Below are 21,652 nucleotides of genomic sequence, written 5' to 3' on the forward strand. Positions count from 1 at the left end.
TGGACTCCTGTGAATCTGGAGGCTCACTCCTCGAGCAGCCCCTCGGCGGGCACCCCCTCGCGCTGTGTGCGCGTGGCGAGGAAATACGCGTAGCCGAGCGCGAGAAACACCACGAACACCCCCGCCACCAGCGCGTTGAAATACACCATCGTGCCGAGGCAAACGAGCGCGGCGACGAGCGCAAACGCCGGGAAAAACGGGTACAGCGGCGCGCGAAACGGCCGGTCCATGGCCGGCTGCACGCGGCGCAGCCTGAAGAGCGCCGCCATGCTGACAATGTACATCACGATTGCGCCGAACACCGACATCGTGACGATGTTGGCCGTGAGCGTCTGCCCGCCGAACTGGATCAGCTCGTCGCTGTAGATCGCGGCAATACCGACCACGCCACCCGCGAGAATCGCGCGATACGGCGTCTTGAAGCGCGGATGAATTTTCGCGAGCCACGCGGGCAGATAGCCTTCGCGGGCCAGCGCGAAGATCTGCCGCGAATAGCCGAGGATGATGCCGTGAAACGAGGCCACGAGACCGAACAGCCCGAGCCAGACGAGCATGTGCATCCAGCCGCTGTGCTCGCCCACGATGAACTTCATGGCTTGCGGCAGCGGGTCGTTGATATTGGCGAGCGTGGTCCAGTCACCGGCGCCGCCCGCGAACACCATCACGCCCACGGCGAGCGCGACGAGCGTGAGAATGCCGGCCACGTAGGCGATGGGAATCGAGCGGCGCGGGTTCTTCGCTTCCTCGGCGGCCATGGCCACGCCTTCGATCGCGAGGAAGAACCAGATGGCGAACGGAATCGCGGCGAACATGCCATGAAACGAGCCCAGCGAAAAATGATCGTTACCCGACCAGCCGCCCTTCGTGAAGTGGCTCCATGCGAAGCCCGGCGACACGACGCCCATGAACACGAGCAACTCGAAGATGGCGAGCAGCGTGACGATCAGTTCGAAGGTCGCGGCGATCTGCACGCCCACGATATTGAGCGCCATGAAGACGAGATACGCGCCCATGGCTGCGTGTTTGGGCTCGAGTCCGGGGAACTGCACGTGCAGGTACGCGCCGATGGCGAGCGCGATGGCGGGCGGCGCGAACACGAATTCCACGAGCGTGGCCGCCCCTGCCAGATACCCCCCGTGCGGGCCGAACGCGCGGCGGGCGTAGGCGAAAGGCCCGCCCGCATGCGGTATGGAGGTGGTGAGTTCGGTAAAGCTGAAGATGAACGTGGTGTACATCGCCGCGACGAACAGCGCCGTGACGACGAAGCCGAGCGTGCCGGCGCTGGCCCAGCCGTAGCTCCAGCCGAAGTACTCGCCCGAGATCACGAGGCCGACTGCGATGCCCCATAACTGCCACGTGCCGAGCGTTTGATTGAGCGCCGGCGCGCCTGCGCCGCCTGCCTTGCCGACTACGGTGCCAACTGCAGCGGGACGTGCGTTCGATTCGCCTTGCATGGTTTTCTCCCTCTGGGTGGCCCGGGCGGCCGGCCCTGGCCGCCTCGGTTGAGTGGAACCATGCTATTGAGTCATTAATCGACGTGTTATCGAAAATCGGCAAATCGTGCCTGCGGCGCAGCACAGGCCATTGCGGGATTCCTTGCGGCAGCCTTTCGCGCGTTGCGCCTAAAGCAGCGGGTCGATGAGCGCGACCTGCTGCGCGAAGCGCTGCTTGTCCTCGCCCTGCAAGGGATCGCGATGCGGCAAGTCGACGGTAAGCGGATCCTGCGCGACCTGATCCACGTGCACCTCGTAGTGCAGATGCGGCCCCGTCGCCCAACCCGTCGCGCCCACGTACCCGATCACCTGCCCCTTGCTCACCGTCTGCCCCACTTTCAAGTGCTTCGCAAAGCGCGAAAGATGGGCGAAGGTCGTGGAGTAAGGGCCGAAGTTTTCGAGCTTCACGACCTTGCCGTAGCCCGTCTGCCAGCCGGCGAACTTCACAGTGCCGCGCGCGGTCGCGTGAACGGGCGTGCCGACGGGCGCCGCGAGATCGACCCCTTCGTGCGGCTGCACGCGATGCGTGACCGGATCGAGCCGTCGCATCGAGAAATGCGAAGACACGCGCGAGAACCTCACGGGATAGCGCAGGAACGATGGCGCGGCAGCATGACCGTCGGCCGAATAGTAGAACGCCTTGCCCGCGAGGTTCCGGTACAGAAAGAGATCGTGCGAGACGTTGCCGTTCGAGATGCGGATCGCGACAGGCGTGTCGTCTGAAGACGCTGTGTTCTGTGGTGTACCGGCATTCGCCGCGCTCACGTCGCTTGCATCGTTTGCTTCGCTCGCGCCGTTCGCACCGTCTTTGTCATCGCGAAACACGAAGCGTATTTCGCTGCCGCGTTGCAGATCGCGCCGGAAATCGAGCCGGCCCGAGAAGGCGCGCGCCAGCCTCGCTGTCGTCGCCGCATCCACCCCGAGACGCTGGGCCGCCTCGGAGAAGCTGTGCTCGACCACGGCGGTCTCCACGCGAAACGCCGGCGCGCTTTCGCTCGCGGGCGCCGCGCTGGCCGCCGCCTGCGACGCCGCATCCTGCGCCGGCGTCGCGGGCGTCGCCGTCGCCGCGTCGGCAAGCGGATCGTCGGTAGCAACGTTCGCATGTCGATGGGCGAGCCACGCGGCGCTCGTCAAACCGATTGCTGACACAACGATGAATTTCCCCGCGAGGCCCGGGGAGGCCGCTATTGCACGAAAAGCCATGAATCGAATGACGGATTGCAGAGCAGAGAAACGCGCACGCGTGCCGCGCTTCTCGAGGTGAAATCGGAAGTGAGATCGATGGCCGCATCGTTGAACCGGCGAGCATCGATGATGCGAAGCGCTTCAAATTAAATGGCCTTTCTTAAACGAAACTTAAGAAAGCGCAAAGAGCGGAACATTCTGCCGCAGCGCCTCGATGCAATACCGGGAACGCCGCTTGCTAAAGCCCACGATGCAGAAAAAGCGTACCTGTACATCACTTTCTGTCGCCTTTAAAAAACGGGAAATGCTACCGAAGTTTTTTTATCCGGATAACTTATTAATTTCCCGAAATGACATACCGAATGCAACCCGACCTGTTATACGTCAACTCGCGATCGTTCCCCAAGGTAGACGCACCTAATCGAATGATCTATACTCATCTCGTTTCGATCACAACGAAGTCGTTCTCGTGCGCATTGAGATACCCGGTCCACGCTAAAGGGCCGCTCTGTCGCAAGCGCCGTTCAAATGGGCCTCCGGCCCTCGCGTAGCGGTTCAAAGCCGCCGCATCCAAGCCGTCATCCGGCGGTTTCCTGCTCCAGCGCGCATCGATCTGCTCGGTGCCGTTGAGCTGAACATGATAACCAGAAGAACGCCATAAAAGTGCGTTCATACCACTGCGGCCACGTCGCCATCGTGCGCGGGCGGACTGGTTTTTGTCCGCGTTTTTGCCCGCGCTTTTGCCCGATTTTCTGTCCGTTGTTTTAGTCGGTTCCAATCGCGGCCATGCCGGGATCACGAACTTCCTTCGCGGCGCCTTGAGCATCCTCATGGGCGTCCCCGCTGCGCAGCGTTGCGCCGCGCGGCACAAAAACAAGGAGGCGTACCTTCATGACTCGACGCTCTGCCCTGCTCGCGGGCAGCCTGATCGCCCTTGCCGTCATCGCGTGGGCCCTCTCGCGCGCCATCGGCGCCGATACGTGGCAAAGCCACGCAGGCGACCTCGCTTACTACACCGGGCGGCACCTGCTGCTCGTCGGCTATTCGATGGCGCTCGCCATCGTGGTCGGCGTGCCCGCCGGCGTGCTGCTCAGCCGGCCGCGCTTCGCGCGCCAGGCCGAACGCTTCATGCAGATCTTCAACGTGGGCAACACGATTCCGTCGCTCGCGGTGCTCGCCATTGCGCTCGGCGTGTTCGGCATCGGCGACATTCCCGCCATCGTCGCGCTCTTTCTCGCGTCGCTGCTGCCCATCACGCGCAATACGTATGAGGGCGTGAAGAACGTGCCAGCCGCATTGCGCGAAGCCGCGCGCGGCATCGGCATGACGGGCTGGCAATCGCTCACGCGCGTGGAATTGCCGGGTGCGCTGCCCATCATCGTGGGCGGCGTGCGCACCGCGCTCGCCATCAACGTGGGCACGGCGCCGCTCGCTTATCTGATCGGCGCGGACAGCCTCGGCTCGCTCATTTTCCCCGGCATCTATCTGAACGATCAGCCCTTGCTGCTGCTCGGCGCCGCGTTCACGGCCGCGCTCGCGCTCGTACTCGACGGCATGGTCGCCGCCGGCAGCCATCAGTGGCTCTCGCGTCACGGAGGGCTCGCATGATGTTCGCGTCACCTTTCAAGTCCCTGCGCCGCTTCGTTCGGGCCTGCGTGATCGGAACGGCGCTCGTTGCCGCCGCCACGCCCGCGTTCGCGCAGCCCAAGCTCGTACTCGGCGCGAAGAACTTCACCGAGCAATACGTGCTCGCCGAAGTCACCGCGCAATACCTGCGCTCGCGCGGCTATACCGTGGAGGTGCGCTCCGGCCTCGGCAGCACGCTCATGCGCAGCGCGCTCGAGAACGGCCAGTTCGACCTCGTATGGGACTACACGGGCACGGCGGCACTCGTCTACGACAAGCTGACCGAGAAGCTTGCGCCCGAAGCGATGTACGAGCGCGTGAAGGCGCTCGATGCGCCGCGCGGTCTCGTCTGGCTCAACGCCTCGCCGCTCAACGACACCTATGCAATCGGTCTGCCGAGCAAATTCGCCGAGGAAACCGGCATCACCACGGTCTCGCAGCTTGCGCAAAGGTTGAAGACGGACCCCGACGCGAAGCGTTACGTGTTCGGCATGGACGCCGAATTTGCGAATCGTCCGGACGGTCTCAAGCCGCTGCTCGCCACCTACGGCATGAGCTTTCACCGCTCGCAGATGAAGCAGATGGACCCCGGTCTCGTCTACACGGCGCTGCATAACAACCAGCTGAAGATCGGCCTCGTCTACACGACCGATGGCCGCGTGAAGGGCTTCGGCATCGTGCCGCTCGAAGACGACAGGCACTTCTTCCCGCCGTACAACGCCACGCCCGTGGTGCGCAAGGAAGTGCTGGAGCGCAATCCCAAACTGGCCGCGCAGCTCAACGCGCTGTCCGCCGCCCTCAACAACGACGTGATGCAAGACATGAACAAGGCCGTGGATCTGGACGGCAAGCCCGCCCAGCAGGTGGCGGCGGAGTTCCTGCGCACGCATTCGCTCCCCTGAAGGAGGCCAGGCCATATGAACGTATTCGACTATCTCGCTTCGAGCTGGCCCGAGCTGCTGCAGCTCACGCTCCAGCACCTCTACCTCGTGGGCATCGCCGTGGGCTGCGCGATCATCGCGGGCGTGCCGCTCGGCGTGCTCATCAGCCGCCATGACTGGCTCGCCGCGCCGCTGCTGGGACTGGCGACCATCATCCTCACGCTGCCCTCCATCGCGCTGTTCGGCCTGATGATTCCGGTGTTCTCGCGCTTCGGCCAGGGCATCGGCGCGGTGCCCGCCATCACCGCAGTGTTCCTCTACTCGCTGCTGCCCATCATGCGCAACACCTACCTCGCGCTGCGCAACGTCGACGCGGGCATCAAGGAGGCCGGCACCGGCATCGGCATGACGTCGTGGCAGCGGCTGCGTCTCGTCGATTTGCCGCTGGCCGTGCCCGTGATTCTCGCGGGCGTGCGCACGGCGGTCGTAATGAACATCGGCGTGATGACCATTGCCGCCGTGATCGGCGCGGGCGGCCTCGGCACGCTGATCATTCGCGCCATTGGCCAGAGCAGCATGATGAAGCTGCTCGTGGGCGCCGTGCTCGTGAGCGTGCTCGCGATCGTCGCCGACCTGTTGTTGCAGATGCTGCAGCGCGCATTGACACCGAAAGGAGTACAGAAGACATGATCGAACTCGACCAACTGACGAAGACCTTCACGCAGAAAGACGGCCAGGCCGTGCGCGCCGTCGATTCGGTGAGCCTTTCGGTGGCCGAAGGCGAGATCTGCGTGTTCCTCGGCCCCTCGGGCTGCGGCAAGACCACCACGCTCAAGATGATCAACCGGCTGATCGAGCCGACCTCGGGCCGTGTGCTCATCAACGGCGAGGACACCACGGGCCTGAACGAAGTGGACCTGCGCCGCCGCATCGGCTATGTGATCCAGCAGATCGGCCTGTTTCCGAACATGACGATCGCGGAGAACATCACCGTCGTGCCGCGCCTGCTCGGCTGGGACAAGAAGCGTTGCGCCGAACGCGCGGCGGAACTGATGTCGATGGTCGCGCTCGACCCGAAGCTGTATTTGAAGCGCTATCCGCGCGAGCTTTCGGGCGGCCAGCAGCAACGCATCGGCGTGATTCGCGCGCTGGCCGCCGACCCGCCCGTGCTGCTCATGGACGAGCCGTTCGGCGCGGTCGATCCGATCAATCGCGAGGCCATCCAGAACGAGTTCTTCCAGATGCAGCGGCAACTGAAGAAGACCGTCATCATGGTGAGCCACGATATCGACGAGGCGATCAAGCTGGGCGACCGCATCGCGGTGTTCCGGCGCGGCAAGCTCGTGCAGTACGATCACCCCGATACGCTGCTCGCGCGCCCGCATGACGACTTCGTCGCGCAGTTCGTGGGCCAGGACAGCACGCTCAAGCGCCTGTTGCTCGTGAAGGCGGGCGACGCCGCCACGCAGCCCGAAACGGCGCGTGCCGAAACGCCGCTCTCGCACGCGTTCGCCGCGATGGACGAAAGCGACTCGCGCTACCTCACCGTGCTCGACGACGCGCAGCATGCGCTCGGCTTCGTGGCGCGCCGCGCCGCGCGCGGGGCCGAAGGCGCGTGCGGCGATCGCATCACGCCCTTCCCCGCCACCGTGTCGGTCGACGACAACCTGCGCATCGTGCTCTCGAAGATGTACCAGTTCCGCGCCTCGTGGATGCCGGTGCTCGACGCCGAGGGCGCCTACGTGGGCGAGATCACGCAGGATTCGATCGCCGACTATCTGAGCTCGGGCCGCTCGCGCCAGCAGACCGGACAGCCGCCGAGCGCGGCGGCGCGGCCGGCGGCTGCCGCCGTGTGAGCGGCTTGACGCGCTAGAACGTGGTGCGCAATCCGACCATGACACTGCGCCCGCCCTCGGGCGCGATGTCGCGCACCACGGAACTGGCATAGCGCACGTCCTGATTCGTGAGATTGTCGCCGCGCACGTACGCGAGCCAGTTCGTTGCGCCCACATGGAATTTGTAGGTGAGTGCCAGCGCGAGCGTGGTGTAGCCGGCGGTCGGCAAATCGTCTTCAGGCACGCGGTTTTGCGCCCACGCGTGCACGAGTTCGGCGTGCGCGCCGAACGGGCCGTAGCCGTAATCGGCGTTCAGCGTCGCCCGCAACGGCGCAATGCGCGGCAGCGGCGCGCCCGTATCTACGTTGCGCGCGTGCGTGTAGTCGGCGGCCAGGCCGATATCGAGCCGATGCGCGCCGCGCTCCAGCACGCGCCAGCGCCCTTCCAGTTCCACACCATAAAATTCCGCGGGCACGCCGCGATAGACGGCCTCGTTGAGCGCATCCGCGGTGCCGGCGGGCACGGGCGTGTCGTCGTCGTCCACGAGGCGGCCCGTGTTGTACTCGGTGAGGTAATTGCGAAAGCGGCTGTAGAACACGCCCGCGCTCGCCCTGTTCGGGCCGCTCGCGTAGCGCAGCGAAAGATCCGTGGATACGGCCTTTTCCTTCTGCGCGTCGGGGTTGCCGATCAAATACTGGCCGGTCGCGTCATGGGGGCCGTTTGCGTAGAGCTCGTAGAAGGTCGGCGCGCGCTCGGTGTACGCCACGTTGCCGACCACCGACCACACCGGCGTGAGCGTGTAGAGCGCGCCCGCCGAGAGGCTGCCCGCGTTGAAGTCGCGCGCCTGCACGCCCGCGAACTTCGTGCCGTCTTCACCCGCCACCGGATCGAGCTTCACATGCTCGATGCGCGCGCCCAGACTCAGCTTGAGCGCCGGCGTCACATTCCATTCTTCCAGACCGAACAGCGCGACGTTGGTGGTTTGCGTGGTCGGCACGAGCGCCTCGTCGCCCAGCGCCGAGAAGGTGTTCTGGCTCACCTGCACGCCGAAGGCGCCCTCCAGCGGCCCGAGTTTCGCGTGGCGCGCTTCCAGGCGCGCTTCGTAGCCGTGATTGCGGAACGTCGTGCTCGTTTCGCCGTTGTCGATCTCGCGATGTTCGTAGTCCGTATAACCGAAATCGAACTTGAGCTGGCTGATCGGCCCCTGCAGGTTGCGCACTTCGGAAGCGAGCGCCACGTGGTCCTGATGCATGCGCAGGCGCACGTCGTCTTCGGCCACGGAGCCGTAGTTCGCGTCGAAGCCGTTGTACGAGATGCCCGCGTAGCCGTCGGCCCAGGTGTACGAGGAGCCGACCGCACCGCCGTGCCAGCGGCCGTCGCTGTTCGGGATGCTGCCGTAGGGCTCTTCGGCATCGGGACCGTCCAGCGCACGTTGCTGCGCCGAGTGCGCGTAGCCGGGAATGCGCTGGTCGCTCGTGTCGCGGGCGAAGGCGTCCACGTGGAAGGCGAAGCCGCCGTTGCCGCCTTCCACCTGCGCCGCGCCCGCGCGCGCGTCGTTCGCCCCGCCGTAGCTCGCGTCCACCGCGCCGGTCACGCCCGAAACCGGCTCGCGCGGAATGCGGTTGTCGATCGTGTTGACCACGCCGCCGATCGCATTGCCGCCGTACAGCAGCGCGGCCGGCCCGCGCACGATCTCGACGCGCTCGATCGAGAGCGGGTCCTGCGGCACCGCGTGGTCGTACGACAGCGACGAAGCGTCGAACGCGGCGACGCCGTTCTGCAGCAGGCGGATGCGGTCGCCGTCCATGCCGCGAATGATCGGACGCCCGACCATGGGGCCGTACGTTGTCGTGGAAACGCCCGGCAGGCCGTTGAGCGTTTCGCCGAGCGAGTCGGCGCGGCGCAGGACGAGCGCGTCACCGTAGAGCGCGGTGGAGGGCGCCGTGAGGGCGGTGTTGCCGAGCGGGTTCGCGGTGACGAACACCGGCGCGAGCGTCGTTGCGCCCTGCTGGGTGTCGCCAGCCACCGCATTGGCATCGTTCGTAGCCGGCGATTGGGCATGAGCCAGCGCACCGCAGAGCGCGAGCGGCAAGGGAGCGAGCGGCAGGACGCGCGCGAAGCGCAGCCCCGCCAGCAGCGCGGACAAGGACGTAAAAGGAATGGTCGCCACGATGGTTTCTTGTTTGCGTCGTTGGAGTGATGCGCGGCGAACGTCCGGGGCCCAGGGTGGACGCACGCCGCGCAGGAGTTGTGGCTGCAGCTCGACGCGAATGTTACGTTATAACATTACTAATTGGGAAGGAGATTTTTGACGGATGGCTTTCAGCTCACAATCGCAATGCGCGCGCGGCGTTGGGGCAAACGTCGCCGATCACGCCGCGAAAACGCACGAACTCGCGCGCTAGTTGCAAGGGACTTGCGCGAGGCACCGCGTGCGCGCCCACGCTGGGCGTGTTCGCGGCGCGGGTTCACGGTGTGGTCGAGCGTCGTGCACGGCGCGATCATGACGGTCCAGTCGCTGGCGTCGCCCGGCCATCTCGGCCATCTGCTCGGCGACGTGCCTGCCCTCTTCATCGTCGCCGCCGTGCTGGCCGTGCTCACGCCGCGCCGCGCGAGCGCCCGTGCTCCGGCCGTGGTGACAGGGGCCCGGTCAAAAAATTCTGTAGTTTCTTAAAAATATCCGGGTTCACCCTAAACCCCGACCGCCAGCTGTCGATATGTAAGGTGACGCCCGTCGGCGGCCGCCCGCGGAGATGGGCCGCCCCGCTTGCGTTGCCCCTGGTCAAAACGGTACCGACGCATGACACTCACCATTCGGGCGCGCATCGCCCTCACGTTCGCGCTTCTCGCCCTCCTGCTCACGGTTTCCGGCGTTCTCGGCTTCATCAGCACCGAAAAGGCCAATAGCGCCAACCGCGACACCTATCGCAACAAGCTCGCCGAATCCACGGCCATCGACAACGCGGAAATCTATATCGCGCGCACGCGCCTCGTGCTCGACCGTGTGGCGCTGCACCCCGACGCGCCCTCGGTCCCCGACCAGCTGCAGCGCGCCGCCGGCTTCTTCAAGAACTCCGACGAGTGGTGGACGAAGTTCACGCAGATGCCGCACGAGAGCGACGAGCTGCCGCTCATCGCGGCGACCACCGAGCGGCGCACCGCCATGCGCAACGCGGTGTCGGACTTCACGAAGGCGCTCGAATCGGGCGACAAGGCCAGCGCCGACAACATCGCGATGACGCAGCTCTCCGACCTTTACAGCGCCATGAGCGCCGCGAACAACGAGGTCAAGAAGCACCTCTACAACAACGCGAAGGTGCGTTATGAGGAGGCCGAAGCAAATTTCCATCTGTTCTCGGGCGTGAGCGCCGCCATGGTCGTGCTCGGCCTGCTCGGCGCGGGCCTCGGCTGGGTGATGCTGCGCCGCGCGATCATGGAGCCCCTCAATTACGCGCTCAAGAGCCTCGATGAAATCTCCTCGGGCAATCTGAGCCAGGCCGTGCGCGCGCAGCGCCGCGACGAAATGGGCCTGCTGCTGGAAAACATCGAAAAGACCCGCAAGGAACTGGGCTCCGTCACGGGCGCCGTGCGCTCCGGCAGCGAATCGGTTTCGGTGGCCACGCGGCAGATCGCGGCGGGCATGATCGACCTTTCGGCGCGTACCGAGGAACAGGCCGCGTCGCTCCAGGAGACGGCCGCGAGCATGAACGAGCTGACGTCGGCGGTGAAGCAGAACACCGACAACGCCCGCCAGGGCAGCACGCTCGCGCAAACGGCGGCCAACGTGGCGTCGCGCGGGAGCGATGTCGTGCAGGACGTGGTGAGCACGATGAGCGAGATCGAAGGCAGTTCGCACAAGATCTCGGAGATCACGGCCATCATCGAAGGCATCGCGTTCCAGACCAATATCCTCGCGCTCAACGCGGCCGTCGAGGCGGCGCGCGCGGGCGAGCAAGGCCGCGGCTTCGCCGTGGTCGCGAGCGAGGTGCGTTCGCTCGCGCAGCGCTCGGCCGCGGCGGCCAAAGAGATCAAGGACCTCATCACGAATTCGGTGGCCACCGTTTCGCACGGCACGGAACTCGTTTCCACGGCGGGCGCGACGATGGCCGAGCTGCACACATCGGTGCAGCGCGTGACCGCCATCATGAACGAGATCGCCTCCGCCTCGGAGCAGCAGCAAAGCGGCATCGAACAGGTCGACACCGCCGTCACGCAGATGGACGAAGTCACGCAGCAAAACGCGGCGCTCGTCGAGCAGGTGACCGCCGCGGCCCAGGCGCTCGACACGCAATCCACGAAGCTTGCCGGCACCGTGCAGGTGTTCCGCGTGGCCTGAGGGCGATGGACCGACGCGGCGCAGGCGCTTTCACGGCCTCTTATAATCGGAACTCGAAGCAGCGGCGGCCGCAGTCACCCGCCGCCTTGCGAATCGATTTTCCGTACGCGAAGAGGAACGCCGCATGTATATCGCCATGAACCGCTTCAAGGTCGCGCCGGGCTCCGAGGCCGCATTCGAGGAAGTCTGGGCCACGCGCGACACGCACTTGAAGCAAGTGCCCGGCTTCATCGAATTTCATCTGCTCAAAGGCCCGCAGCGCGAAGACCATGTGCTCTACGCGAGCCACACGATCTGGGCGAGCCACGCGCACTTCGAAGACTGGACGCGCTCCGACGCCTTTCGCGCGGCGCACCGGAACGCGGGCAACGCGGGCGGTGCAAACCGTCCGGTCTATTTGAGCCATCCCGAGTTCGAAGGCTTCGAGGTCGTGCAAACCGTGAAGTAGGCGCTGCACGCGAAGTCATCAAAAGAATCGGTAATTCTGTGCACGCGCTGCGCCAAAGCTACACGCTCGCAGCGCGCACCACCGCGGTGCCCCGCGCATCCGGCCCCTCTCCCCTCGTCTTCCCCCTGCGTTGGGCGCTCAGGCCCAAAGCTTGCTTGATTCAAGCCCCCGCCCTCGCGCGCAACGGTGTTGGCGGCGCGCGCCATCGCGTCCCCAACCGACGAGCCCATGAAGAAAAAAACCGCTACCCGCATCGTAGAAGGCCAGCCGTTCCCACTCGGCGCCACCTGGAACGGCCGCGGCGTGAACTTCGCGCTCTTCTCCGCGAACGCTACCAAGGTCGAGTTGTGTCTGTTCGACAAGAGCGGCCTGCGCGAACTCGAACGCATCGAGTTGCCCGAATACACCGACGAGGTGTGGCACGTCTATCTGCCCGAACTCGAACCGGGCGCCATCTACGGGTATCGCGTGCATGGGCCGTACGAGCCGCAGGCGGGCCATCGCTTCAATCCGCACAAGCTGCTGCTCGATCCGTATGCGAAGGCGCACGTGGGCGCGCTGCGCTGGCATCCCGCCGTGTTCGGCTACACGATCGGCAGCCGCGACGGCGATCTCTCGTTCGACACGCGAGACAGCGCGCGCTATGTGCCGCGCTGCCGCGTGGTCGATCAGGGCTTCACATGGCACCACCCGATGCGCGAGCGTGTGCCGCGCGAGCGCACGATCATCTACGAAACGCACGTGCGCGGCTTCACGATCCGCCATCCCGACGTGCCGCACGAAGAGCGCGGCACCTTCGCGGGGCTCGCGCAGACGCCGGTGCTCGAATATATCCGCGGCCTTGGCGTGACATCCGTGGAGCTGCTGCCCATCCACACCTTCGTGAACGACTCCCACCTGCTCGAACGCGGTCTCACGAACTACTGGGGCTACAACACCATCGGCTTCTTCGCGCCGGACCCGCGCTACTCGGTGGGCGCGCACGGCTCGATCGACGAGTTCAAGAACATGGTGGACCGCCTGCACCAGGCGGGTCTCGAAGTGATACTCGACGTGGTGTACAACCACACGGCCGAAGGCAGCGAACTCGGTCCCACGCTCTCGTTTCGCGGCATCGACAATGCTTCGTACTACCGGCTACCCGAAGACCGGCGCTACTACATCAACGACACCGGCACGGGCAATACGCTCAACCTCTCGCACCCGCGCGTGCTGCAGATGGTCACGGACAGCCTGCGCTACTGGGTGCTCGAAATGGGCGTGGACGGTTTTCGCTTCGACCTCGCGACGATCCTCGGGCGCGAGCCCTACGGCTTCGACGAAGGCGGCGGCTTTCTCGACAGCTGCCGCCAGGACCCGATTCTCGCGAGCGTGAAGCTGATTGCCGAGCCGTGGGACTGCGGGCCGGGCGGCTACCAGGTGGGCGGCTTCCCGCCCGGCTGGATGGAATGGAACGACCGCTTTCGCGACACCACGCGCGCCTGGTGGAAGGGCGACGAGGGCAAGGCGCCCGAGCTCGCCACGCGCCTGTGCGCCTCGGGCGACAGCTTCAACCGGCGCGGGCGGCGGCCATGGTCGAGCGTGAACTTCGTCACCGCGCACGACGGCTTCACGCTGAACGATCTCGTTTCATACAACGACCGTCACAACGAAGCCAACGGCGAAGACAACCGCGACGGCCACGGCGACAATCTCTCGTGGAACTGCGGCGCGGAAGGCCCGACCGACGCCCCCGAGATCCGCGCGCTGCGCGAGCGCCAGAAGCGCAACTTCCTCGCTACGCTGCTGCTCTCGCAGGGCACGCCGATGCTGCTCGCAGGCGACGAGTTCGGCCGCACGCAGCGCGGCAACAACAACGCATATTGCCAGGACAACGACGTGAGCTGGGTGGACTGGGAGGGCATCGACGACACGGGCCGCGCGCTCGCCGACTTCGTGCGCAAGCTCACCGCGCTGCGCCATGCGCTGCCGGTGCTGCGACGCAACCGGTTTCTCATCGGCGAGCACAACGCCACCCTCGACGTCACCGACGTCGAATGGCTCTCGCCCGCCGGCGTACCGCTCGCTCAGGAGCAGTGGGACGATTCGGCCATGCGTTGTTTCGGCATGCTGATCGATGGACGATCGCAGACGAGCGGCATCATGCGCCTCGCCTCGGATGCGACCATGCTCATCGTGTTCAACGCCTATCACGACGTCGTGGAATTCACGCTGCCCTCCGTACCGGGCAACGATCAGTGGAGCTGCCTCATCGACACGAACATGCCCGTGCGCGACGAACTGCCCGAATTCGAGGCGGGTGATATCTACCAGGTGACGGGCCGTTCGCTGCTGCTGTTCGCGCTGCACGCGCGTGGCGCGACGCAGCGGGTGTTCGACCGGCTGGAGGAAGACCTCACGGGGTGAGCGACAGGCTTTTTCGCGGATTGGAGGCGAAGCCACCGATCCGTTGTTTGATGCGTGGCGGGCCCGACAGTTAGTTGCACAATACGGAGAACAGCGGCCGCCTCATCGCAGCACCGCCGACATCGCCGACAGGCTATTGAGCGTGCGCACGAGGGCCTCGGCGGTTGGCGCCACGAACCGGATCACGCAGCCCGCCGTGCGCTCGACACCGGGCCACTGCGCAAAGAGATCGGCCAGCGCACTGGTCTGCGTATGCAGCTCGCACGTGAGCACACGAGGCACGGCACACGCGCGGTCCCACCAAGCGCCGTCGCGCGCGACCTGCCCGGCCGCTTCGCGCGCCGCTTCGCGGATCCGTTCGCGGCTCGCGGCGGGCGTCAGCAGGTCGCCGCTCGCGTGGCCGCCGGCGCGCTTCACGACCACGAACTTCGCATCGGGAAAAGCGGGCCGCGTTTCGCCTTCGAATACATCGTCACCGCTGAGCAGCGCCACGCGTGCGCCGTATTCCTGCGCGAGCGCGCCATACAGCCCCGCCTCGCCCGTCGCCACGCCATCGACGAGCACGCGCGCGAACGCAAAGCTGTTGATGGTGTGCGCGAGCATGCCGCGGCTTTGCGCCATGGCGTGATAGCCGATCATGAACACGAGCGCGGGCCGGTGCTCGAGGCCTGCCATCATGCCGAGCATGCGCGGCTTGCCGAGTATCACGCGTACGCGCGCGTGGATCTCGTCGAGCAGCAGGTTGTTGAAGCCGCCATGCGAGTCATTGACCCACACCTCGCTCGCGCCGCCCGAAAACGCGCCTTCCACGGCCGCGTTCGCTTCGAGCGTCATCCAGCGGCGCGCCTGCTCGTACTCGGCGTTTCCTGCGCGCGTTTGCTGAACGTTGAAGACGCCGCCGATGCCTTCGATATCGACCGAAATGAGGACCTTCATGCTTGCGCCCCGCCTGAAAGCAGAGCGGCGAGATCGGGCGCCGCGTCGCGCAGCGCGAGACGCACGTGGCCGTCGCGGCCGTGCACGGTGCTCGCGCTCCACAAGGCGTCGAGAATCGCCTGCTCGACGCCATCGGCGCTCGCCTGAAACAGCGGATCGAGCTGCGAGTCGGCGAGCAGGGGCGGCAACGCGTGGGTCGGCGCGTCGTGCGCCAACGTGTATGCGGTGCTGAACGCCATGGCGATATCGCCGCTGCCGTGTCCATAGACGGACCCCGTGCGCGCGAGACCCGCCGCCGCGCGCATCGCAACGCGCCGAAGCTGCCGCGCGTCGAGCGGCGCGTCCGTGGCGATCAGCATGATGATCGAGCCCTTCTCGGGCTCCTGCCTCGCGCGGTTCGACGCCGCGCGCGCCGCCAGCTCGCGCCCCACGGGCACGCCGCCGATCGTCAGCATCGGCAAGCGGCCAAAGTTCGCCAGCACGAGCGCGCCCACGGTGTACTGCGCGCCCGCCGCCTGCACCACGCGCGACGCCGTGCCGATGCCGCCCTTCAGGTCGAAGCTCGACATGCCACGACCCGCGCCTGCGCTGCCGCGCGCGAAGTCGGCGCTCGCCGCCGCGCAGGCCGCGAGATAGTGCGCCTCATGCACCGCCAGCGCCTGGATATCGTTCAGATAGCCGTCGTTGCACTCGAACACGACCGGATTGACGGTCGGCAAGCCGCGCCCGATTTGCGGATTCGCCGCGACCGCTGCGCGAATCTGCGCCTGGGCGAGCGTACCCACCGCGAACGTGTTGCTCAGCGCGACCGGCGTTTCGAGCACGCCCAGCTCTTCGAGCTGCATGAGCCCGATGCTCTTGCCGAATCCGTTGATCACACAGGCGCCCGCCGGCACCTTCTCGCGAAACAGGTCGCCGCCATGCGGCAGCAGCACGGTCACGCCGGTTTGCACCTCGCCAGAGTCGAGCGTGCAATGCCCGACACGCACGCCGCTGACGTCGGCAATCGTTCCCGTCGCGCCGCTCGGCAGTGTGCCGACATGCGGCGCGGTATCTCCACGATCGATGCTCATGCGCGGTCCAGCTTCGGGTCGAGTGCGTCGCGCAAGCCGTCGCCCAGCAGATTGAACGCGAGCACGGTGAGGAAGATGGCAAGGCTTGGGAACAGCGCGATATGCGGCGCCGTCACCATATCGGCGCGCGCCTCGTTGAGCATGGCGCCCCACTCCGGCGTGGGCGGCTGCGCGCCGAGGCCGATGAACGACAGGCTCGCCGCCGTGATGATCGACGTGCCGATCCGCATGGTCAGATACACGATCACGGACGACACGGTGCCCGGCAGAATATGGCGCATGATGATGGTCCAGTCCGACGCGCCAATACTGCGCGCGGCCTCGACATACGTGAGGTGCTTGAGCATGAGCGTATTGCCGCGCACGAGCCGCGCGAATGCCGGAATGCTGAACACCGCCACCGCACAGACCACGTTGATCATGCCGTTGCCGAGGATCGCCACCACGCCGATGGCGAGCAGAATACCTGGGAATGCGAACAGCACGTCGGCCACCCGCATGGTGATGCGGTCCCACCAGCCTTCGTAGTAGCCCGCGAGCAGGCCGAAGAACGTGCCGACCAAGGCGCCCAGCGCCACCGAAAGAAAGCCCGCCGCGAGCGAGATGCGCGTGCCCGCGAGAATGCGGCTGAAGATATCGCGGCCCAGCGCGTCCACGCCGAACCAGTGGGCCGCCGAAGGACCCGCGTTGAGCGAGTCGTAGTCGAAGTAATTTTCCGGATCGTAAGGCACGAGATGCGGCGCGAACACCGCGATCACCACCAGCAGCAGCACGAATGCGCCCGCGCCGAGCGCGACATGCTGCTTGCGGAACTTGCGCCAGAATTCGCGCCACGGCGTGCGGATCGCGTCGTCCTCTGCGCGTACGGCTTCGTTTAGGGTCGTGCTCATGGCGGGCTCACCTGAATCGAATGGTCGGATTGATGACCGCGTACAGCACGTCCACGATCAGATTGATGACGATGAACTCGAGCGAGAACAACAGCACTTCTGCCTGAATCACGGGGTAATCGCGCATCGCCACCGAATCGACGAGCAGCCGCCCGAGGCCCGGCCAGTTGAACACCACCTCCACGACGATCGAGCCGCCCAGCAGGAAGCCGAACTGCAGGCCCATCATCGTGACGACCGGAATCATCGCGTTGCGCAGGCAATGCTTGATCACCACCCATTGCTCGGCCACGCCCTTCGCGCGCGCCGTGCGCACGAAGTCCTCGTTGAGCACCTCGACGAACGACGCCCGCGTGAAGCGCGCCATCACCGCCGCCACGGCCGCGCCGAGCGTGACCGACGGCAGCACGTAGCTGCGCCACGAACCGTCGCTCACCACGGGCAGCCAGCCCAGGTGCACCGAGAACAGCTCCATGAGCGCCATGCCGAGCGCGAACGCCGGAAACGAAATTCCCGACACCGCGAGCGCCATGCCGATGCGATCGGGCCAGCGATTGCGCCACACGGCCGAAACGATGCCGATCGCCATGCCGAACACCACGGCCCAGACCATGCTGGTGAGCGTGAGCAGCAGCGTGGGCATGAAGCGCTCGCCGATTTCGGTGACGACCGGGCGCTTGCTGCGCATGGAGACACCGAAGTCGCCGTGAGCGATGCGCACGAAGAAGTGGAGGAACTGCTGCGGCAGCGGCCGGTCGAGGCCGAGGTCGGCGCGCACGAGCGCGACCGTGGCGTCGTCCGCTTCGGGACCGGCCGCGAGGCGCGCCGGGTCGCCCGGCAGCAGGTGCACGAACAGGAACACGAGGACCGCGACGATCAGGAGCGTCGGCAGCAGACCCAGCGAGCGTTTGACAATGAAATTCAGCATGAGCGCGTTACTGCATCGGGGCGTGCGCGGCGCGCCGGACCCAACGGTTCCGGCGCGCCGCGCAACGCATTAGCGAATCGAGATCTCGTCGAAGTTGAACGAGCCGTCGGGCGCCACATACGCGCCGGCCAGGCGCTTGCTGCGGGCGTACACGACCTTCTCCTTCACGAGGAACACCCACGGGGCGTCGGCCCAGATACGCTTTTGCGCATCGGCGTAGAACGCCGTCTTTTGCGCGCGGTCCGTCGTTTCGAGCGCCTTTGCGAGGTCCTCGTCGACCGCCGGGTTCTTGTAGTACGCCGTGTTCATGAGCCTGGGCGGCCACGATGCCGAAGCGAGCAGCGGCGAGATGCCCCAGTCCGCCTCGCCCGTGGACGACGACCAGCCGATGTAATACATGCGCACGCCGGCCGTTGCCGGGTCCTGCGCGCTTTCCACGCGCGCGACCGCGGTGCCCGTTTCGAGCGCTTCGACGTTGGCCTTCACGCCCACCTGCGCGAGCTGCTGCTGCACGAACTGAATGGCCTTTTGCGCGGTCGAGTTGTTATACGCCGACCACAGCGTCGTTTCGAAACCGTTCGGGTAACCGGCCTGCTTGAGCAGTTCGCGCGCCCTGGCCGGATCGTACGGCCAGGGGCCGAGCTTGACCGAGTAGTCCACGCCTTGCGGCAGCACGCCGTCCGAAGGCAGCGCATAGCCGCCGAACGCTACCTTCGCCAGCGCGTCCTTGTTGATCGCGTAGTTCAGCGCCTGGCGCACGAGCGGGTTGTCGAACGGCTTCTTCGCCGTGTTCAGGCTGATGTAGCGCTGGATGATCGAGGGCGTGGCGATCAGGTCCACCTTCGGGTTCGACTGGAACGCGCTCGCCTGCTCGAACGGAATGCGGAAGGCGAAGTCCGCTTCGCCGGTGCGCATGAGCGCCGCGCGCGTGTTGTTGTCGGCCACCGGCTTCCAGTCGATCTCGTCGATCTTCGGGTAGCCCTTCTTCCAGTAGCCGTCGAACTTGTGCACAACGAGGTCGCCGGCCGGGTCCCACTTTACGAATGCGAACGGGCCCGTGCCCACCGGATGCAGGCCGATGTCCTTGCCCCACTTCTTCATGGCCGCCGGCGAGATCATCACCGCCGAAGGGTGCGCGAGCACGTTCACGAACGCCGAGAACGGCGCATTGAGCGTGACCTTCACCGTGTACGGATCGACCATTTCGGTCTTCGCGATGCGGCGGAACATGTTGTAGCGCTTCAGGTGATTCGCCGGGTCCGTCACGCGGTCGAAGTTCGCCTTCACCGCCGCCGCGTTGAAGTCGGTGCCGTCCTGGAATTTCACGCCCTCGCGCAGCCTGAAGGTATAGACGAGGCCATCGCCGCTCACTTCATAGCTCGTGGCGAGCACGTTGGTGAGCTTGAGGTCCTTGTCGAAACCGAACAGGCCCTGGTAGAACGACTTCGACACCGCCTGCGAGAGCGTGTCGTTGGCGTCGTACGGGTCGAGCGTCGAGAAGGTCGAATCGACGGCCATCACCGCGCGCTGTCCGGCGGCTTGTACGGCAGGCGCGCCCGCGATCAGCGCGAGTGCGAGCGCGCTGCCCTTCATCCATGTTTTGACTTCTTTCATCAATCAGGTCTCCATAGCAATGAATCTTGACGACTCGGCGAAATATTCCAGCTGGACTGCGAACGATTGCGTGGCATGGCGGCGCGCTCAGTAAGCGCCGCCCACCCGATGCTTCGCAACGAAGTGACCGGGGCCGACCGCCACGAGCGGCAGGACCTGCGGCTCGTCGCCGGTTGCGCGAATCGGGCTCGGCAGTTCGTCGGCGGCGAGCACGCGCTTCGCGTGGCGGCGCGCCGGATCGGCAATCGGCACCGCGCCCATGAGCTTCTTCGTATAGGCGTGCTGCGGGTTCTCGAACACGGCGCGGCGCGGGCCGATCTCAACGATCTGCCCGAGATACATCACCGCGACGCGATGGCTCACGCGCTCCACCACGGCCATATCGTGCGAGATGAAGAGGTACGCCACGCCCAGCTCCTGCTGCAGGTCGAGCATCAGGTTGACGATCTGCGCCTGCACGGAAACGTCGAGCGCCGACACCGATTCGTCGGCGATCACGACTTTCGGGTTCATCGACAGCGCCCGCGCGATGGCGATGCGCTGACGCTGGCCGCCCGAGAATTCGTGCGGATAGCGGCCCGCCGCCGACTTCGGCAATCCCACGCGATCGAGCAGCCACTCCACGCGCGCCTGCGCCTCTGCGCCCTTCGCGATGCCGTGCACGAGCAGCGGCTCCATGATCGAGAAGCCCACCGTGAGGCGCGGGTTGAGCGAGGCGAACGGGTCCTGGAAAATGAACTGGATATCGCGGCGCAACGTCTGCAGCGCGGGGCCCGTGAGGGTGCTGATATTCCGGCCGCCGAATTCGATCGTGCCGCTCTGGCTCTCGACGAGCCGCAGCAGCGAGCGGCCCGTGGTCGATTTGCCGCAACCGGACTCGCCCACCAGCGCGAGCGTTTCGCCGGCGTGAAGATCGAAGCTGACTTTTTCGACCGCATGTACGCGGCCCGTGACCTTGCCGAACAAACCGCTGCGCACGGGGAAGCGCGTGACGAGGTCGCGCACGCGCAGGACCGGCGCCGCCTGCGTTTTCGGCGCGTTCGCCGGGAGCGTTGACGTTGCGACGGGGCGCGCCGCCTCGCTCATCGACAGCAGCGGGAACTTCTCCGGCAAGTCGGTGCCCTGCATCGCGCCGAGCTTCGGCACGGCGGCGAGCAACGCTTGCGTGTAGCGATGCGAAGGCGCGGCGAACAGCGTATCGGATGCGCCCTCTTCCACCGCTTCCCCGCGATACATCACGAGGATGCGGTCCGCCACTTCGGCCACCACGCCCATGTCGTGCGTGATGAAGACCACGCCCATATCCATCTCGTCCTGCAGGCCGCGAATCAGCTGCAGGATCTGCGCCTGGATCGTCACGTCGAGCGCCGTGGTCGGCTCGTCGGCGATCAGGAGCGCGGGCTTGCACGAGAGCGCCATCGCGATCATCACGCGCTGGCGCATGCCGCCCGAAAGCTGATGCGGGAAGCGGTCCATCACGCGGCGCGCCTCGGGAATACGCACGAGGTCGAGCAGGCGCAGCGTTTCGGCGCGCGCCTGCGCGGCGTTCATCTGCTGATGCAGCGCGATCGCCTCGCTGATCTGGTTGCCCACCGTGAACACCGGATTCAGCGAGGTCATCGGCTCCTGGAAGATCATCGCGATGTCCGCGCCGCGCACCGAGCGCATGGTCGAGGCACTGGCACGCGTGAGATCGAGCACGCTGCCGTTGCGGCGGCGCAGGTCGATGCGGCCGCCCGTTATGCTGCCGCCGCCGTGCTCGACGAGCCGCATCAGCGAAAGCGACGTGACCGATTTGCCCGAGCCCGATTCGCCGACGATGGCGAGCGTCTCGCCCCGGTCGACGTGAAACGACAGATTGCGCACGGCTTCGAACGTGCCCGCGCCGCGCCTGAACGACACGGAAAGGTTACGGACGTCGATCACGCGGTTCGGCGGCAGCGCGGCCTGTTCGCCGGCCGGCGCGATATCAGGAGAGTGCGAGGACATCGGCACGATGAG

18 protein-coding genes are annotated in these 21,652 nt (G+C 66.0%); 8 read left to right on the forward strand and 10 right to left on the reverse strand.

Annotation, left to right across the window (positions count from 1 at the left end):
• Positions 1-23: 23 nt before the first annotated feature.
• From eat to AB4Y40_RS30935, 3 genes are all read right to left on the reverse strand, one after another.
• Positions 24-1,454: an ethanolamine permease gene (gene eat / locus AB4Y40_RS30925; protein ID WP_368691098.1), complete on the reverse strand. Its 1,431-nt coding sequence runs from the start codon at positions 1,452-1,454 to the stop codon at positions 24-26.
• A 168-nt stretch (positions 1,455-1,622) separates the two neighbouring features.
• Positions 1,623-2,642, reverse strand: coding sequence for a peptidoglycan DD-metalloendopeptidase family protein (locus tag AB4Y40_RS30930; RefSeq protein ID WP_368691099.1), 1,020 nt, complete (start codon positions 2,640-2,642; stop codon positions 1,623-1,625).
• A 472-nt stretch (positions 2,643-3,114) separates the two neighbouring features.
• Positions 3,115-3,510: a hypothetical protein gene (locus AB4Y40_RS30935; RefSeq protein ID WP_368691100.1), complete on the reverse strand. Its 396-nt coding sequence runs from the start codon at positions 3,508-3,510 to the stop codon at positions 3,115-3,117.
• A 59-nt stretch (positions 3,511-3,569) separates the two neighbouring features.
• Here AB4Y40_RS30935 and AB4Y40_RS30940 point away from each other — a divergent pair, with 59 nt between their 5' ends.
• The 4 genes from AB4Y40_RS30940 to AB4Y40_RS30955 are packed head-to-tail and all read left to right on the forward strand — an operon-like array spanning position 3,570 to position 7,041.
• Positions 3,570-4,286: an ABC transporter permease gene (locus AB4Y40_RS30940; RefSeq protein WP_368691101.1), complete on the forward strand. Its 717-nt coding sequence runs from the start codon at positions 3,570-3,572 to the stop codon at positions 4,284-4,286.
• Positions 4,283-5,206 (forward strand): glycine betaine ABC transporter substrate-binding protein, encoded by a 924-nt coding sequence (locus AB4Y40_RS30945; protein ID WP_368691102.1) that lies wholly within the window; start codon positions 4,283-4,285, stop codon positions 5,204-5,206. Before AB4Y40_RS30940 ends, AB4Y40_RS30945 begins: the two co-directional genes overlap by 4 nt.
• A gap of 15 nt (positions 5,207-5,221) precedes the next feature.
• Positions 5,222-5,875 carry an ABC transporter permease gene (locus AB4Y40_RS30950; RefSeq protein ID WP_069265903.1) on the forward strand — a complete coding sequence of 218 codons (654 nt, stop codon included), beginning with the start codon at positions 5,222-5,224 and terminating at the stop codon, positions 5,873-5,875.
• Entirely contained in the window at positions 5,872-7,041 is a 1,170-nt protein-coding gene (locus AB4Y40_RS30955; protein WP_368691103.1) for a betaine/proline/choline family ABC transporter ATP-binding protein, read from the forward strand. Before AB4Y40_RS30950 ends, AB4Y40_RS30955 begins: the two co-directional genes overlap by 4 nt.
• 13 nt (positions 7,042-7,054) lie before the next feature.
• Here the strand turns inward: AB4Y40_RS30955 and AB4Y40_RS30960 are convergent, their stop codons facing one another.
• Positions 7,055-9,181 carry a TonB-dependent receptor gene (locus tag AB4Y40_RS30960; protein ID WP_368691172.1) on the reverse strand — a complete coding sequence of 709 codons (2,127 nt, stop codon included), beginning with the start codon at positions 9,179-9,181 and terminating at the stop codon, positions 7,055-7,057.
• Positions 9,182-9,358: 177 nt separating this feature from the next.
• On the opposite strand from AB4Y40_RS30960, the gene AB4Y40_RS30965 reads away from it, so the two are divergent.
• From AB4Y40_RS30965 to glgX, 4 genes are all read left to right on the forward strand, one after another.
• The gene (locus AB4Y40_RS30965; RefSeq protein ID WP_368691173.1) at positions 9,359-9,694 is read left to right on the forward strand and encodes a DUF6632 domain-containing protein; all 336 of its coding nucleotides are present in this window, start codon (positions 9,359-9,361) and stop codon (positions 9,692-9,694) included.
• A gap of 126 nt (positions 9,695-9,820) precedes the next feature.
• Positions 9,821-11,356, forward strand: a complete 1,536-nt coding sequence (locus AB4Y40_RS30970) for a methyl-accepting chemotaxis protein (protein ID WP_368691104.1) — start codon at positions 9,821-9,823, stop codon at positions 11,354-11,356.
• Positions 11,357-11,480: 124 nt separating this feature from the next.
• Positions 11,481-11,804: an antibiotic biosynthesis monooxygenase gene (locus AB4Y40_RS30975; RefSeq protein ID WP_069265901.1), complete on the forward strand. Its 324-nt coding sequence runs from the start codon at positions 11,481-11,483 to the stop codon at positions 11,802-11,804.
• 228 nt (positions 11,805-12,032) lie between these two features.
• Positions 12,033-14,210 carry a glycogen debranching protein GlgX gene (gene glgX / locus AB4Y40_RS30980; RefSeq protein ID WP_368691105.1) on the forward strand — a complete coding sequence of 726 codons (2,178 nt, stop codon included), beginning with the start codon at positions 12,033-12,035 and terminating at the stop codon, positions 14,208-14,210.
• A 102-nt stretch (positions 14,211-14,312) separates the two neighbouring features.
• Here glgX and AB4Y40_RS30985 read toward each other — a convergent pair whose 3' ends face one another.
• The 6 genes from AB4Y40_RS30985 to AB4Y40_RS31010 form a co-directional block, all read right to left on the reverse strand.
• Positions 14,313-15,146: a M55 family metallopeptidase gene (locus AB4Y40_RS30985; protein WP_368691106.1), complete on the reverse strand. Its 834-nt coding sequence runs from the start codon at positions 15,144-15,146 to the stop codon at positions 14,313-14,315.
• Positions 15,143-16,219: a P1 family peptidase gene (locus tag AB4Y40_RS30990; protein WP_368691107.1), complete on the reverse strand. Its 1,077-nt coding sequence runs from the start codon at positions 16,217-16,219 to the stop codon at positions 15,143-15,145. Before AB4Y40_RS30990 ends, AB4Y40_RS30985 begins: the two co-directional genes overlap by 4 nt.
• Positions 16,216-17,109, reverse strand: coding sequence for a glutathione ABC transporter permease GsiD (gsiD, locus tag AB4Y40_RS30995; protein ID WP_368691108.1), 894 nt, complete (start codon positions 17,107-17,109; stop codon positions 16,216-16,218). The genes AB4Y40_RS30990 and gsiD overlap by 4 nt, the downstream gene beginning before the upstream one ends.
• Positions 17,110-17,116: 7 nt before the next feature.
• The gene (gene gsiC / locus AB4Y40_RS31000; protein WP_368691109.1) at positions 17,117-18,037 is read right to left on the reverse strand and encodes a glutathione ABC transporter permease GsiC; all 921 of its coding nucleotides are present in this window, start codon (positions 18,035-18,037) and stop codon (positions 17,117-17,119) included.
• A gap of 69 nt (positions 18,038-18,106) precedes the next feature.
• Positions 18,107-19,651 (reverse strand): glutathione ABC transporter substrate-binding protein GsiB, encoded by a 1,545-nt coding sequence (gene gsiB / locus AB4Y40_RS31005; protein ID WP_368691110.1) that lies wholly within the window; start codon positions 19,649-19,651, stop codon positions 18,107-18,109.
• An 87-nt stretch (positions 19,652-19,738) separates the two neighbouring features.
• Positions 19,739-21,640, reverse strand: coding sequence for a dipeptide ABC transporter ATP-binding protein (locus AB4Y40_RS31010; protein ID WP_368691174.1), 1,902 nt, complete (start codon positions 21,638-21,640; stop codon positions 19,739-19,741).
• Positions 21,641-21,652 lie beyond the last annotated feature (12 nt).

This window comes from Paraburkholderia sp. EG287B, from assembly GCF_040965595.1.
Taxonomy (GTDB): domain Bacteria; phylum Pseudomonadota; class Gammaproteobacteria; order Burkholderiales; family Burkholderiaceae; genus Paraburkholderia.